Source organism: Ruegeria sp. SCSIO 43209, from assembly GCF_019904295.1.
Taxonomy (GTDB): domain Bacteria; phylum Pseudomonadota; class Alphaproteobacteria; order Rhodobacterales; family Rhodobacteraceae; genus Ruegeria.
This window is the reverse complement of sequence record NZ_CP065359.1, coordinates 1,596,338-1,610,785: the sequence shown is the minus strand read 5'-3', so window position 1 is coordinate 1,610,785 and position 14,448 is coordinate 1,596,338. Positions and strand designations below refer to the sequence as shown.

General features: G+C 55.8%; 11 protein-coding genes and 1 tRNA gene. 10 read left to right on the top strand and 2 right to left on the bottom strand.

Annotation, left to right across the window (positions count from 1 at the left end; all coding sequences use genetic code 11):
* Positions 1 to 117 precede the first annotated feature (117 nt).
* Both I5192_RS08125 and miaA read right to left on the bottom strand, forming a co-directional pair.
* Positions 118 to 1,788 (bottom strand): ABC transporter substrate-binding protein, encoded by a 1,671-nt coding sequence (locus I5192_RS08125; protein WP_170393298.1) that lies wholly within the window; start codon positions 1,786 to 1,788, stop codon positions 118 to 120.
* A gap of 351 nt (positions 1,789 to 2,139) precedes the next feature.
* Positions 2,140 to 3,033 carry a tRNA (adenosine(37)-N6)-dimethylallyltransferase MiaA gene (miaA, locus tag I5192_RS08120; RefSeq protein ID WP_223118151.1) on the bottom strand — a complete coding sequence of 298 codons (894 nt, stop codon included), beginning with the start codon at positions 3,031 to 3,033 and terminating at the stop codon, positions 2,140 to 2,142.
* 97 nt (positions 3,034 to 3,130) lie between these two features.
* On the opposite strand from miaA, the gene pyrH reads away from it, so the two are divergent.
* The 10 genes from pyrH to I5192_RS08070 all read left to right on the top strand — a co-directional run bounded on the left by pyrH (position 3,131) and on the right by I5192_RS08070 (position 14,421).
* Positions 3,131 to 3,883, top strand: a complete 753-nt coding sequence (pyrH, locus tag I5192_RS08115) for a UMP kinase (RefSeq protein ID WP_170405311.1) — start codon at positions 3,131 to 3,133, stop codon at positions 3,881 to 3,883.
* A gap of 333 nt (positions 3,884 to 4,216) precedes the next feature.
* The gene (locus I5192_RS08110; RefSeq protein WP_223118150.1) at positions 4,217 to 5,443 is read left to right on the top strand and encodes an aminotransferase class V-fold PLP-dependent enzyme; all 1,227 of its coding nucleotides are present in this window, start codon (positions 4,217 to 4,219) and stop codon (positions 5,441 to 5,443) included.
* Positions 5,444 to 5,490: 47 nt separating this feature from the next.
* On the top strand, positions 5,491 to 6,915 hold the full coding sequence (locus tag I5192_RS08105) for a deoxyribodipyrimidine photo-lyase (protein WP_223118149.1): 1,425 nt from the start codon (positions 5,491 to 5,493) through the stop codon (positions 6,913 to 6,915).
* Positions 6,916 to 6,984: 69 nt separating this feature from the next.
* Positions 6,985 to 8,193, top strand: a complete 1,209-nt coding sequence (locus I5192_RS08100; protein WP_170393292.1) for a cyclopropane-fatty-acyl-phospholipid synthase family protein — start codon at positions 6,985 to 6,987, stop codon at positions 8,191 to 8,193.
* 16 nt (positions 8,194 to 8,209) lie between these two features.
* Positions 8,210 to 8,650, top strand: coding sequence for a TrgA family protein (locus I5192_RS08095; RefSeq protein ID WP_223118148.1), 441 nt, complete (start codon positions 8,210 to 8,212; stop codon positions 8,648 to 8,650).
* Between the two features lie 29 nt (positions 8,651 to 8,679).
* Positions 8,680 to 9,798, top strand: a complete 1,119-nt coding sequence (locus I5192_RS08090) for an NUDIX domain-containing protein (protein WP_223118147.1) — start codon at positions 8,680 to 8,682, stop codon at positions 9,796 to 9,798.
* Between the two features lie 66 nt (positions 9,799 to 9,864).
* A complete protein-coding gene (locus tag I5192_RS08085) occupies positions 9,865 to 10,899 on the top strand; it encodes a cysteine synthase A (protein ID WP_170393289.1) in 1,035 nt (344 codons plus the stop codon).
* Entirely contained in the window at positions 10,899 to 13,352 is a 2,454-nt protein-coding gene (locus tag I5192_RS08080; RefSeq protein ID WP_223118146.1) for a DUF3772 domain-containing protein, read from the top strand. The genes I5192_RS08085 and I5192_RS08080 overlap by 1 nt, the downstream gene beginning before the upstream one ends.
* A gap of 87 nt (positions 13,353 to 13,439) precedes the next feature.
* The gene (locus I5192_RS08075) at positions 13,440 to 14,267 is read left to right on the top strand and encodes a GMP synthase (protein ID WP_223118145.1); all 828 of its coding nucleotides are present in this window, start codon (positions 13,440 to 13,442) and stop codon (positions 14,265 to 14,267) included.
* 64 nt (positions 14,268 to 14,331) lie between these two features.
* Positions 14,332 to 14,421 (top strand) — tRNA-Ser (locus I5192_RS08070).
* The last annotated feature ends 27 nt before the right edge of the window (positions 14,422 to 14,448 follow it).

The following is a 14,448-nucleotide window of genomic DNA, read 5'->3' as shown; positions in this document are numbered from 1 at the left end:
GCCCCTGTTGATCGGCTGGCGTGACAGGCATTTCGCCCCACGCATTGCTATTATTCTGGTCGCCGTATTGAGGACGAAGGGCCGCGCCAGATTGGCGCGGCCCTTGTAGGTTTCGGCTTAGGAAGTCAGGCCGAACTTATAAAGCTGCGGCAGGTCCGCAATGTGCTTTTCGACACCGACCATATTGTCGCGGTGGTGACGCATCGCGGTCCGCCAATACGGCTGGATGACCACGCCTTCGTCGATCATGATCGCCTGCAGTTTCGCCATCACCTCGCGGCGCATATCGACATCCGCGATCGAGTTCGCCTCGGCCAGCAGCTTGTCGAACTCTTCGTTGGCAAAACCAGATTCGTTCCAAGCGACACCCGACTTATACGCCAGTGCCAGAACCTGCGTGCCCAGCGGGCGGTGGTTCCAGTTGGTCGAGGAATACGGGTACTTGGTCCAGTCGTTCCAGAATGTCGAACCAGGCAGAACCGTGTGCTTTGCCTTGATGCCCGCATCGTTCAATTGAGCCACTACCGCAGCCGTGGTATTGCGACGCCAGTCATCGTCGATCGACTGCACTTCGTGCTCGAAATCGCCCATACCCGCTTCGTCCATCAGCGCCTTTGCGCCTGCCGGATCGTAAGGGATACGCGTCACAGCCGAGTCGTACTCGGGGTGCATCGGGCCTACATGACAGTTGTCGGCAGTGATGCCGTAGCCGGACATGCCAAGTTCAAGGCAGACGGCGTTGTCGACTGCCATGGCGAGGGCCTGACGGACCCTCTTGTCGCCATAGATTTTGTTGCCATCGGCGTCTTCAGCCAGCTGGTTGGGGCGAATGACAATGGTAAAGCCCGATGGGATTTCCGAGCGGACAAGGCCAATACTGTCAAAGATGTCGACAAACTCGCCAACCGATTCCCAGTTCATATCGATCTCTTCGGCCTCATAGGCGGCCAGGAAAGCGGCAGGGTCAGTGCCATAATCGATGAATTCGATCCGGTCGATATAGCCGCCTTTACCAGCTTCGTAGCCCCACCAGTCAAAGCCTTCGTTGCGGACCAGTACGCCCTTCACGCCGACTTCATGGCTTTCGGGCATCATGAAACCCGTACCAACTGGGTTGGACAGCATATCATTTGCATCAAAGCTGCTGTGTACGATTGCACCCGGATAGTCTGCCATGCCGGGGATGATCGTGATATCCGGCGCGTTGCACTTCAGCTTGACTGTATGCGAGTCGACAACGGTGATGGCGCCATCTGCGGCTTTCTGAGTGCTCTCATCCATCAGTGAGGCCATGCGCGAGGCCATCGAGTTCCCTTCAAGAGACCCGTCGCACCAACCTTCGATATTACGAGCTACGTCTTCGGCAGTGAAATCGTCACCATTGTTCCACTTCACACCTTTGCGGACGTTCAGCGTGTATTCAGTGGCGTCATCATTGGCTTCCCAGCTTTCCAGCAGCATGGGTTTGAACGAGCCGTCATTATTGTATTCGACAAGATATTCCAGCCAGCCAGCCGTGAAGGTTGCGATCTGCGTCCAGTCATATGTGCGCGGGTCTTTCAGTGCGCGCACTTCCATTTGATAGCGGATGGTGCCGCCACGCTGAGGTTCGGCAGCGGCTGCCGGTGACTGCAGGCCAATCATGCCATATGCCGTCGGTACAGCAACGCCCAGCGCGGTTACACGGGCCAGAAATTCACGACGGCTCAGATTGCCCTCACGATATTCCTTGGCGTGCATCTCTGCCGCCCAATGCATCGGCTTTCCGTTGATTGTCTGGTTTTCCATAGATGTCTCCCTGTGACACATAATTTTTTTAGATTTCGTGTTTCTGATTGATAGAGCCGGGCACTACAGGGACCGTTTGGTCTCGGTTGGTAGGGCCACGGGCTTGGATTTACGATTTATCAACATCCCCATAGCCGCATTCGGCACCAGTTTTTTCCCTGCGTCAATGTTGGAAATCGTCATAGATGGTACAAAAACGACATCCGGGCAGAAAGTGAGGTTCGGAAAGTTTCAATGTGAAAGGAAACGAGTCGCGTTGTGACGGATAGATGGATACATATCTATCTCTCACCATAGTGCTGATTAAAGCGTTGTTATATTAGGCTTTATCGTCTCCGGCGACTGCAGCCTTCAACACGCAGCGTCAAGGTGATGCCAGAACTTCATGCGCGCACGGAACCATGTGCGTTGGCGCTTGGCAAACTGCCGTGTCGCGATCGTCGCTTTTTCGCGCGCCTCATCCAGTGTCATGCGGCCGTCCAGGTAGCCCATTAGCTCCGGAACGCCGATCGCTTTACAGGAGGGAAAAGAGGGGTCAAAGCGATCGCGCATGGCCTCCACTTCCTCTATAGCTCCTTGGTCCAACATCAGGTCGAACCGTCGGTTGATGCGATCCAGCAGCCAGTCTTTTCTGGCGTCGAAAACAATCGGCACCGTGTTTTGAATATCCAGTATCGGGGCGGGGGTGTCAGCCTGCCAATCCGAAAGGGATCGCCCGGTTGCGTTCTGAACCTCCCAGGCGCGCTGAACACGCGCGCGGTTTTGGGTGTCGATCCTCTGCAGGGTCAGACCGTCCAAACCCGCGATTAGTTCTTGCAACGGCAACTTATCCGCGTGTTCCCGGATTTCCGGCGGGGTTGCGGGGATATCGGCCATCCCCTCGGTCAGAGCTGTGAAATACAGACCGGTCCCTCCGACGATTATCGGACGAGGGCGTTGCGACAGCATCGGCGTGACCTCTCGCAGCCAATGACCAGTCGAATAGGTCTGGTCATAGGCAACATGCCCATACAGACGGTGCGGTGCGCGGGCCTCATCCTCGGGCGAGGGGCGGGCCGAGATAATACGCCAGCAGTCATAGACCTGACTAGCATCGGCGTTGACAATCACGCCTCCGAAACGCTCGGCGATCAACAGCGCCAGCGCCGATTTACCCGAGGCAGTGGGCCCGGCGATCAATACAGGTTTGTCATCGGGAATCGACGGCAATTGCGCCAAAAGCCGGTTCTCAGAGTTGTCGGCCATGACTGGTTGCCCCGTTCCTGACTATCCGCATTGAACCTGCGGAGGTTTTGCTTCATTTTGCGCCGGAAAATAACCCCGTGCCAGCCCGGAGCGCAACATGAGCCTTTCCCCTTCCGTCGAGACCACCGAGACCCCAAAAACAACATATGACCGTGTCATGTTGAAGATTTCCGGCGAGGCGCTGATGGGAGATCAGGGATTCGGACTGCATCCGCCCACCGTTCAGCGCATCGCGCAAGAGGTCAAATCGGTTCATGATCTTGGTGTTGAGATTTGCATGGTCATCGGGGGTGGCAATATCTTCCGTGGTCTGTCTGGATCTGCGCAGGGGATGGAGCGTACGACAGCCGACTACATGGGTATGCTGGCGACTGTCATGAACGCGCTGGCGATGCAATCCGCTCTGGAGGGGGTAGGGGTCTTTACACGTGTAATTTCGGCCATTCGGATGGATGAGGTGTGCGAGCCCTACATTCGCCGCCGTGCTGTTCGTCACCTTGAGAAAAAGCGGGTTTGCATCTTTGCCGCAGGAACCGGGAACCCCTATTTCACCACCGATACCGCTGCGACTCTGCGCGCTAACGAAATGGCGTGTCAGGCGATCTTCATGGGCAAGAACGGTGTGGATGGCGTTTATGACAAAGACCCCAAGGTACACTCGGATGCAGTGCGCTATGATCAGGTTTCCTATGACGATGTTTTGGCCAAGCGGCTGCGCGTGATGGACGCATCGGCCATTGCATTGGCGCGCGACAACAATCTGCCACTGATCGTTTTCGGTCTGGATGAACCCGGCGGGTTCCGCGGCATCCTGGCGGGTGAGGGGACTTATACCAAAGTTCAGGGCTAATGCTGATTTGAGCAACACTGAGCCGGGCATCTCTGCCCGGCATTTTCCTACCTAAAAGAAACTAAGCCCCGCGTGGGCCAATGACTTCGTCAGTGCACGCATTGCGTGGCGGCAAAAAATACCATTAACGCAATCACTTGACCCAACCTTCTACCTCTGGCTATCTGGCCGGGTCTGCTGGTGGTGATGGGGCCATCATGGGGGCTGCCGTCGATCCTTACCCGTTCCAAGGACCTGCGGCTGGGCTGGAAGACCTGCCTTGTTTTCGGGGATGTCCGGACTTTGCGCGGGCAACAACCCGGACTGTAGTGCATGATAAGGGAGAGAGATGCGATGGGCGCTCTTGATATTGAATTCGTTCGGGCACAATTCCCGGCCTTTTCGGAACCCAGCCTTCAAGGACAGGCCTTTTTTGAGAATGCAGGTGGGTCCTATACCTGCAAACCTGTGCTTGATCGGTTGAGCCGGTTCTACATCCAGCGAAAGGTTCAGCCCTACGCGCCCTATGAGGCGAGCCGTGCGGGTGGCGCGGAAATGGACGAAGCACGAGCGCGACTTGCCGCGATATTGGGGGTGGAAACAGATGAGCTGAGCTTTGGCCCTTCGACGACACAGAACACCTATGTACTGGCTCAGGCATTCCGGCAGTGGATGCAGCCGGGCGAAGCGATTGTCGTGACCAATCAGGACCACGAAGCAAACTCGGGGCCCTGGCGGCGATTGGCCGATGAGGGGATCGAAATTCGGGAATGGAAGATTGATCCGGAGAGTGGGTCTTTGAACCCGCAAGATTTGGAGAATTTGCTGGACGAGAAAGTGCGGCTGGTGTGCTTTCCGCATTGCTCGAATGTCGTTGGGGAAATCAACCCGGTCACCGAAATCACCGCGATCGCCCATGCTGCGGGTGCTTTTGCCTGTGTCGACGGGGTTTCTTACGCACCGCACGGGTTCCCCAATGTCGGTGATCTGGGCCCAGATATCTATCTGTTTTCCGCCTACAAAACCTATGGCCCGCATCAGGGTTGCATGGTTATTCGACGAGCTTTGGGTGAATTGCTGCCCAACCAAGCGCATTATTTTAACGGCGACACTCTTTTTAAGCGGTTCACACCAGCCGGGCCTGACCATGCTCAGATCGCGGCCAGCGCAGGCATGGCGGACTATGTGGACCTGCTTTGTGCCCATCATGGAGGACCGGAAACAGGAGCTTCGGCAAGGGGGTCCTTTGTGCATGATCTGATGCGGGAACACGAGGTCACTTTATTGCAACCTCTGCTGGACGCGGTCAAAGACCGGAACGCTCTGCGCCTCATCGGACCGTCTGATGCCAGCCGGCGTGCACCGACGGTAGCGTTAAGTCTGAATAAGAAGGCCGAGCCTGTTGCTGCCGAGCTTTCCAAACACGGTATCATGGCAGGTGGCGGTGATTTCTACGCACATCGCCCGTTGCAAGCGATGGGCGTTGACGCAGAACAAGGGGTCTTGCGCCTTAGCTTTACACACTACACCAGTCGACAGGAAATTGATCAGCTTTTGGAGGCGCTTGACCGCGTTTTGTGATCCAGTTTCTGCGGCGCTTCGTAGTTCGAAGAAAACATGGGGCGGACATGAATTTTGATCATTCTCCGATCATTTTGTGGTTCAGGCGCGATCTTCGGTTAGGAGATCATCCGGCGCTGAGCGCGGCGGTGCAATCAGGTCGACCCATCGTGCCCGTATTTGTTCTCGATCATCAGGTTCAGACTTTGGGTGCCGCGCCGAAATGGCGCCTTGGTCTGGGCCTTGACGCTTTTGCCGGCAGGCTTGAGCAGCTTGGCAGCAAGTTGATACTGCGCCAGGGTCAAGCACTGGATGTTCTTTGTGAACTGGTCAGAGAAACTGGGGCAGGCTCCGTATTCTGGACGCGGGCTTATGATCCGGAGGCGATCAACAGGGATACCCAGATCAAGGCTGCTTTGACCGAACAGGGTATCCAGGCACAGTCATTTGCTGGCCAACTTCTGTTTGAGCCTTGGACGATCGCCACCAAAACCGGCCAGCCGTTTCGGGTCTTCACTCCGATGTGGCGATCAGTGCAGGGGCGCGAAGTCTCTTTGCCCGAGCCCGCGCCCGCGCGGCTTATGACGCCGAAAACCTGGCCTGCGTCCGATCAATTGTCTGATTGGCGATTGGATCGGGTTATGCAGCGCGGGGCCGCAGTGGTCCGCCCGTTTGTCCACCCGGGCGAAAATGCGGCGCTGGACCAGTTGGATGCGTTTCTAGAACGTATTGATCAGTATCGCGAACAGCGGGACCAACTGGATCAATCTGGAACCTCTGATCTTTCAGAATACCTTGCACTGGGCGAGATCGGGCCGCGTACAATCTGGCATCGGGTGCAAATCGCCGACCAAACCGGGGCGCATGGTGGTGAAGGCTATCTGCGTCAGCTTGTGTGGCGTGAGTTCGCATATCACTTAATGTACCACTGGCCGCATCTTCTGAGTGCCAATTGGAAGCCTGAATGGGACGCATTCCCTTGGAATACTGATCCCGACACGCCCGAAGTGCGCGCGTGGCGTCAGGCAAGAACCGGAATTCCGCTTGTCGATGCCGGTCTAAGACAAATGTATGTCACCGGACGCATGCACAATCGGGCTCGGATGATTGTCGCGAGTTATCTGACAAAGCATCTGATGACGCATTGGAAAATCGGCGCAGACTGGTTCGGGGATTGCCTGATCGACTGGGACCCAGCTGCAAATGCGATGGGATGGCAATGGGTGGCCGGTTGCGGGCCTGATGCCGCACCGTATTTCCGTATCTTCAATCCCGACACACAGCGCGAGCGGTTTGATCCAAACTCAGGTTTTGTGCGTCGCTGGATTGCCGAGGGCCAATCCGAGCCGCCATCGAACGCGCTAGCCTATTTTGATGCCGTGCCGCGATCATGGGGGCTTTCTCCTGACCAGATGTATCCCGCACCGGTGGTGGGGCTGAAGGAAGGCCGCGCCCGTGCGTTGGGCGCGTATAATGCCGGAAAAGACCAGTAAGGAACTGAAAACTTGCCAGAAACCGAATCCCGTCCTAGCTTTGACCCGCAACCGCAGAGGGGAGAGCGGATGTTCCTGACGAGCACCGAAGGGCAGGAAAACCTGCCGAGATATTTTACACAAGTCTTCAAGATGCTGAAGAGGATGGAGCGCGGCCGACTTGACATCGCGCTGCCCGACGGACGCATTTTCCGCGCGGATGCGCCACAACCAGGCCCCGTGGCACATGTGGACATCCACGACCCGGACGTCTTTTCCCGGCTGGTGCGCGAGGGAGAGCTGGGCTTCTCGGACGGCTACCTTGAAGGCGATTGGAGCACACCGGACCTACGCAGTTTCATGGACCTCGTGCATCTGGGAACTGAGACGGTCTACGATGATTTTACCGGACAGTTTCTAGTGCGAGCCTATGAAAGACTGCGGTTCTGGTTGCATCGTAACAACCGGTCGCAGGCGAAAAAGAACATCTCGTATCACTATGATCTCGGCAATGACTTCTATGGCCTGTGGCTGGATGACACGATGACCTATTCCAGCGCCATATTTGAAACGGGTCAGGAAAGCCTCGAAAAGGCGCAAACTGCGAAATATGCCAGCCTGGTGGATGAAATGGGGGCCAAACCGGGGGATCATATCCTTGAGATCGGGTGCGGCTGGGGTGGGTTCGCCGAATATGCCGCGAAAGAGCGTGGGTTGCGCGTCACCGGGCTGACCATTAGCCAAGAGCAGTTGAAGTTTGCTAGAGAGCGAATTGAAAAAGCAGGGCTTTCTGATCTCGTGGAGTTCAAGCTACAGGACTACCGCGATGAGCAGGGTCAATATGATGGAATTGCCTCGATCGAGATGTTCGAAGCAGTCGGTCAAAAATACTGGCCCGCATATTTCAACACGGTCCGTGATCGGTTGAAGCCGGGTGCCCATGCCACTTTGCAGATCATCACAGTCGCGGATCATCGCTGGGACATTTACAAGAACGGCGTTGATTTCATTCAGAAATACATCTTTCCCGGCGGGATGCTGCCCGCACCGTCAATCCTTAGAGATCAGATCGATCAGGCGGGGTTGACCGTTGTGCGCTCAAAAGAGTTTGGCAAAAGCTACGATCTGACCCTGCGACGCTGGTACGAGACATTCAATGCCAAGTGGGATCAGATATCGGAGATGGGGTTTGATGAGCGTTTTCGCCGCATGTGGAATTATTATTTGACCGCATGTGGCGCAGCCTTTGACACCGGTAATTGTGATGTGACACAGATCACGATAGCCAAACCCAGTTGAAGAACGGAAAAATCGAATGCCTACAGCCTCACGTCTCGTCGCCGCGTTGTGTCTGCTGGTGATCGCATTCCTTGTTTCAGGCATGATTATCGACAACGGGGAAGAGGGTAAGGACTATGGTTATTTCACTTACGTGAACATAATCCTGGGTTGGATCTGCGGCTGGGTTGTCATGGGTAAACGTGCTGGCCGTGGCTGGACCGCGGCCGTCAACAACGGTTTGACCGGTGTTGCGGCGCTGGTCTTCTGGGGGCTGTTCGTTCAGGGCACCTACGAGATGTTCTGTCAGGCGATGCGCCATCGGTTTGGTGGTCCGTTTGAGGCTCTGCTTGCTATCTTTCAGATCGGGATTGGCTATGGTGAACAGCTTCTGGCACCGGAAATCCTGCTTACGCTGGGTTTTGGTGCTGTTCTCAGCGGGATACTTACCGAAATTGCCTTTCGCCGCTGGCGTTAAATCTGATCTGCCAATTCGGGGCCTCAACTTTGTCCAATCTGTTTTTCTATGGCACTCTGCGCCATGTCTCTTTGCTGGAACTCGTCATGGGTCGCAGCGCAGACGATTTATCGGCGATGCAGGCTGTTTTGCCCGATCACGCCGTATATGCGGTTCAAGATCAACCCTTTCCAATGATTGTCACCGAAAAGGGCAGTAAGGCCAGTGGCGTTCTGGTGCAGGGCCTAGGTGACGTCGAGCGTAGTCGATTGGCCTTCTATGAAGGCGGGTTCGAATATGAACTGCGCCCGGAGACAATCGTGACTGAGGATGGAAAAGAACATCAGGCCTTGGTGTTCTTTCCGGATACTGACATTTGGAAAAAAGGCGCACCGTGGGATCTTGAAACCTGGATCAGGGATTGGGGTGCGCTTTCGGTGTTCGCGGCAGACGAGGTGATGGCCCATTTTGGAAGAGTCGATGCCTCGGACATCGTGCGCAGCTTTCCAGCTATGAGAACACGCGCCTGGGCCAGATTAGCGGCAAGACAACGTGGAACGGGGGATGAGCGGAGCGTTGCGGATGACGTGATCGTTCATGACCGCAAGCACGCTTATGTCAACTATTTTGGGATGGATGAAATTGAACTGCAGCATCGTCAGTATGACGGCGCCCTGAGCCCGGTGCTGCATCGCAGCGGGTTGATGCAAGGGTCTGCAGTGATCGTCCTGCCTTATGATCCGGTGCGCGATACGGTGTTGCTGGTAGAGCAATTCCGTGCGCCCGTGTTCCTGATCGACGACCCCGAGCCGTGGATGTGGGAGCCTGTGGCTGGTATGATCGATCCGGGCGAAACACCTCAGCAGGCGGCCACCCGCGAGGCCATGGAAGAAGCGCAGATTTCACTATACCAACTGGAATATGCAGGTGGTGCCTATTCATCCAGCGGATCGTCAACAGAGTATGTTTATCTCTATGTCGGTCTTGGGGATCTGACTAGTACGGTTGTAAGCGGTGGCCTCGCTTCCGAAGGTGAGGATATCCGCAGCAGAATTCTGCCGTTTGATAAATTCATGAACATGGTAGATGCTCATGTTTTCAAGGATCTGCCGCTTCTAACTCTTGCTTATTGGTTGGCGCGGAACCGCGATCGACTGCGCGCTAAGTGATCCCTGCTTGTGATCGCGTCAGGGCACCTGTAAATCTGCTGCAATACCATATGACAAGAGGATGCCATGCGCATTGCACGAGACCTTGCCGACGCCGTCGGTAAAACACCTTTGATCCGGCTGCGTCGCGTCAGCGAAGAAACGGGATGCGAGATCCTCGGCAAGGCCGAATTCATGAACCCGGGTCAGTCCGTCAAAGACCGTGCTGCGTTGTTTATCATCCGCGATGCGATTGCGCGCGGTGATCTGAAACCCGGCGGCACGATTGTTGAGGGCACGGCCGGGAATACCGGTATCGGTCTGGCGCTGGTTGGTGCCTCGATGGGGTTCAAGACGGTGATCGTCATTCCCGAAACCCAATCCGAAGAGAAAAAGGATATGCTCCGCCTGGCGGGGGCTCAGCTTGTGCAGGTGCCTGCAGCGCCGTACCGTAATCCCAACAACTTTGTGCACTATTCGCGCCGACTGGCCGAACAATTGGCTCAAACCGAACCAAATGGTGCGATTTGGGCCAATCAGTTCGACAATGTCGCCAACCGTCAGGCACATGTGGAAACCACTGGTCCCGAAATCTGGGAGCAGACCGGCGGTAAAGTCGATGGCTTCATCTGTGCCGTTGGATCGGGTGGTACTCTGGCCGGGGTGGCTGAAGCGTTGCAGCCCAAGGGTGTCAAGATCGGTTTGGCTGATCCGATGGGGGCGGGGCTCTATTCCTTCTACACCACTGGTGAGATCGCGATGGAGGGAGGTTCTATCGCAGAAGGTATCGGACAGGTGCGGATTACCAAGAACCTCGAAGGGTTCACACCTGACCATTCCTGGCAGATTACCGATAGCGAAGCGCTGCCTTATATCTTCGATCTGCTGCGCGAAGAGGGTCTGGTGATGGGCGGTTCAACTGCGATCAACATTGCCGGTGCCGTCCGTTTGGCGAAAGAACTGGGGCCAGGGCACACCATTGTTACGATTTTGTGTGACTACGGCACCCGCTATCAATCCAAACTGTTCAATCCTGAATTCCTGCGTGAAAAGGAACTTCCCGTGCCCGATTGGATGACCGATGCGCCGCGCAGTATTCCTGGCGTGTTTGAGGACGTGTGATGCTGCGACAGGTCCGCCTGTGTCTGGTTCTGGTGCTATTCTGCTTGATTGGTTCGGGCGGGATCGCCTCTGCCCAACTTACTGACCGGCAGAGCGAATATTATCAGGGCTGGGTCAGCACGGCGGACCGGGCGGAATCTGTTATTCGCGCGAACCGTGCATCCAACGCAGCATTAGAGAATTTGCGTTCGGAAATAAATGAGTATCGCGAAGACTTTAACAAAGCCCGCGGTGCCAACACCGATCGTATTCAGACGCTGGAAAGCCAACTCAAGGCGCTTGGCCCAAAGCCGGCTGAAGGGGAAAGCGAGGCCGAAGACATTGCCAAGCTGCGTGCGCAACTCGAAACACAACTGAACAGTTTGCGTGTTCCCCGCATCATCTCGGAAGAGGCTTTCAGTCGCGCGAATGGGCTGATCAGCGAAATTGATCGGATAGTCCGAGACCGACAAAAGAAAGAGATGCTGAAACGCGGGCCGTCGCCGCTCAACCCCGTCTATTGGGGACCAGCTTGGGTCGACATCAAAGAGGCGACGCACAGCCTTATTAACGAAACCATCGAAAACTTGCGCTCTGATGTGGTGCGCGAACAAATCCGCGAGCGCGGTCTTGGCATTCTCGTGCTGTTGGTTGTTTCAGCAGTTCTATTGCTGTTTGGGCGCAAATGGTCCGAGAAAGGTGGCGAATATCTCCGCTCGCTAGGAGGTAGCGGCAGCGGGGTCTGGACCTTTATTGTCTCGCTGTTGCGCATTCTGTTGCCTTGGTTGGGCGTGTTGGCGTTGGTCACCGCCGTCGTGCTAACTGGCGTGCTGGGCCTGCGCGGTACACTTTTGTTCCAGCAAATCCCCTATTGGGCCGCGATTATCTTCTATTTTGATTGGATCGGCCGGCAGGTCTATCTGATGGGAGCGGCGCAGAACTTCCAAAGACTGTCCGCAGGCAAAATCAGAGAATTGCGGGTTTATATAGACCTGTTGGCGGTCATGCTTATTTTGCACGAGCTGGCGCAATTGTTCGAGCAGATCGAGAATATCTCTGACGCGACCCGCGCCGTTGTTGGCTTCCCGATCGTTGTGGTATCGGCCCTTCTTCTGCTGCGTGTGCGTCAGGTCCGCCAATCAGAGCCTCAGCAAGAACAGACGGACCAGGAAGCTACCCGCCGTGGCGCAGGGTTCAGCCAATTGGTCGAGTTCTTGCGGCGCGCCTTGTTCATGCTTGGGATTGCGACTCCAATCCTGGGGGCTTTCGGATACATTAACGCTGCCGAAGCTATCGTATTTCCTGCCATCAAAACGCTGGTTCTGATTGCAGCACTAGTGATCGTGCAGCGATTTATTGGTACGGTATATGGCTGGCTTTCGGGGCAGGGCGACGCCGCGCGCGATTCACTGTTTTCGGTTCTGGTCGGGTTCGCGCTGGCCATTCTGGCGTTGCCGATATTGGCGCTTTACTGGGGCGCGCGCCAGACGGACCTGCTTGAAGCTTGGTCGCGATTGTTGCTGGGGTTTGATATTGGCGGGGTTACGATTTCACCCAGTAATTTCCTGACGTTCGTTGCCATTTTCGCCATTGGATATACGCTGACCCGTTTGCTGCAAAGCGGGCTGCGCAATTCACTGCTGCCGAAGACCAGCATTGATCCCGGCGGGCAGAATGCCATCGTGTCGGGTACCGGATATGTCGGAATTTTTCTGGCGGCACTGATCGCTATCATGGTTGCCGGTTTTGACCTGTCCTCGCTTGCGATCGTTGCGGGTGCTTTGTCGGTCGGCATCGGTTTCGGTCTTCAGACCATTGTATCGAACTTTGTCTCAGGGATCATCCTGCTGGTTGAGCGTCCTATCTCCAAAGGTGACTGGATCGATGTGAACGGCATGATGGGATATGTGCGCGATATCTCAGTCCGGTCGACGCGGATCGAGACGTTCGACCGGACGGATGTGATCGTTCCGAACTCGGACCTGATCAGTGGGGTGGTTACGAATTACACCCGGGGCAATACGATTGGCCGAGTGATCGTGCCTGTAGGCGTCGCCTATGGTACCGATACCCGCAAGGTCGAAACTATTCTGGGCGAGATCGCAAACGGGCACCCGATGGTTCTGGCCAATCCCGCGCCCAGCGTAGTGTTCCAGGGCTTCGGTGCAGACTCGTTGGATTTCGAAATCCGCGCGATCCTGCGGGATGTGAATTGGGTGCTGTCTGTCAAATCCGACATGAACCACGAGATCAATCGCCGGTTCGTTGAGGAAGGCATCGAGATCCCGTTTGCGCAGCGTGACCTGTGGCTCCGTAACCCTGAGGTGCTGACGGGTCAGTCCGATCCGTCCAATGATGCTTCTGCCGTGGATGACGACCTATCACCCCATGCGCCATCGACAAAACCAGTGGACATGACAGCGGACGATCTGGACGCGGCAGGGGATCAGGACGGCGAGGGCGACAACCACTGAGCGTGATGCGATCGGCATTTTCCCGCAAATGGTTATCGGACTGTTTCATTTTGATGTAGTCTGAAGTCATTTGCAGGAGGAATTTTGATGGTTACATTTTCACACAGCCTCGCGCGTATTGCCGTCTGGAATCTGGCCGGCTTCAATCCGGTGAACACAAGTCTGGGTATTCTAGCCAGCAGTGACCGAGTCACCCATCAAATCGAAGGGCTGGCCCTGCTGGACGCCGAACTGATCACTCTGGTCGAGGTCAGCCCCATCGAACATATTGATCGGCTTGCCTTGGGTCTGGCCGATAAGGGGCTGGACTATCAGGTCAAGATCCTGCCGCAGCCCAACGGCAATATCCATATCGGGTTTCTGCACAAACCGGGGGTCTCGGTGACAGGTTTGCAGCTGATCGACGGCTCGGAAGGTGACGATCCCGGCGGACGTCAGGCCCTGATCGCCGATGTCGAGGTCGGCAAATTCAAGGCCAAGCTGATCGCTGTGCATCTTAAATCCGGACGAGACCGGCCCGAGCAGCAGATACGTGACAGCCAATGCAAGATCATCGGTGATAAGATCGCTGAAATCCGCTCGACCCCCGGTCTGACACAACGCACGATTCTGCTGATGGGCGACTTCAACATGATCCCCGGTCAGGACGTCAGCAATTTCCACCATCTTGGTGGGGATGACATGATGGACTTTGTTTCGTGCTGGGATCTGCAAGACCGATTTTCGCATATTCTGGATAGGGGTCGCGCCAATTTACTGGACGGTTTTGCCGTATCACGCACTTATTCCACCGATTATGTCCGCGGCAGCTTGCGACTGTTTCCAATGCACTGGACCATGAATATGGGGCGCGAGGCGTTCAAGGATGAGGTGTCGGATCATCTGCCATTTGTCGCCAGCTTTCGTATTTTCTGACCCGTCCATTTTTACGAAAGGGGCCTTGCGCTCGGTTCAGAAATTCGCATAAGTCACCTCTACCGGAGAGGTGGCCGAGTGGTCGAAGGCGCACGCCTGGAAAGTGTGTAGGCGGGAAACCGTCTCCAGGGTTCGAATCCCTGTCTCTCCGCCATATGCCCTATGTAATCTGAGTTGCCTT

Bases quoted from the DNA above. Each gene is read 5' to 3' on its own strand.
- I5192_RS08110 (WP_223118150.1), top strand. From the start codon at position 4,217: ATGGGCGCTCTTGATATTGAATTCGTTCGGGCACAATTCCCGGCCTTT.
- I5192_RS08095 (WP_223118148.1), top strand. From the start codon at position 8,210: ATGCCTACAGCCTCACGTCTCGTCGCCGCGTTGTGTCTGCTGGTGATC.
- I5192_RS08100 (WP_170393292.1), top strand. From the start codon at position 6,985: ATGTTCCTGACGAGCACCGAAGGGCAGGAAAACCTGCCGAGATATTTT.
- I5192_RS08080 (WP_223118146.1), top strand. From the start codon at position 10,899: ATGCTGCGACAGGTCCGCCTGTGTCTGGTTCTGGTGCTATTCTGCTTG.
- I5192_RS08075 (WP_223118145.1), top strand. From the start codon at position 13,440: ATGGTTACATTTTCACACAGCCTCGCGCGTATTGCCGTCTGGAATCTG.
- I5192_RS08085 (WP_170393289.1), top strand. From the start codon at position 9,865: ATGCGCATTGCACGAGACCTTGCCGACGCCGTCGGTAAAACACCTTTG.
- miaA (WP_223118151.1), bottom strand. From the start codon at position 3,033: ATGGCCGACAACTCTGAGAACCGGCTTTTGGCGCAATTGCCGTCGATT.
- I5192_RS08125 (WP_170393298.1), bottom strand. From the start codon at position 1,788: ATGGAAAACCAGACAATCAACGGAAAGCCGATGCATTGGGCGGCAGAG.
- pyrH (WP_170405311.1), top strand. From the start codon at position 3,131: ATGAGCCTTTCCCCTTCCGTCGAGACCACCGAGACCCCAAAAACAACA.
- I5192_RS08105 (WP_223118149.1), top strand. From the start codon at position 5,491: ATGAATTTTGATCATTCTCCGATCATTTTGTGGTTCAGGCGCGATCTT.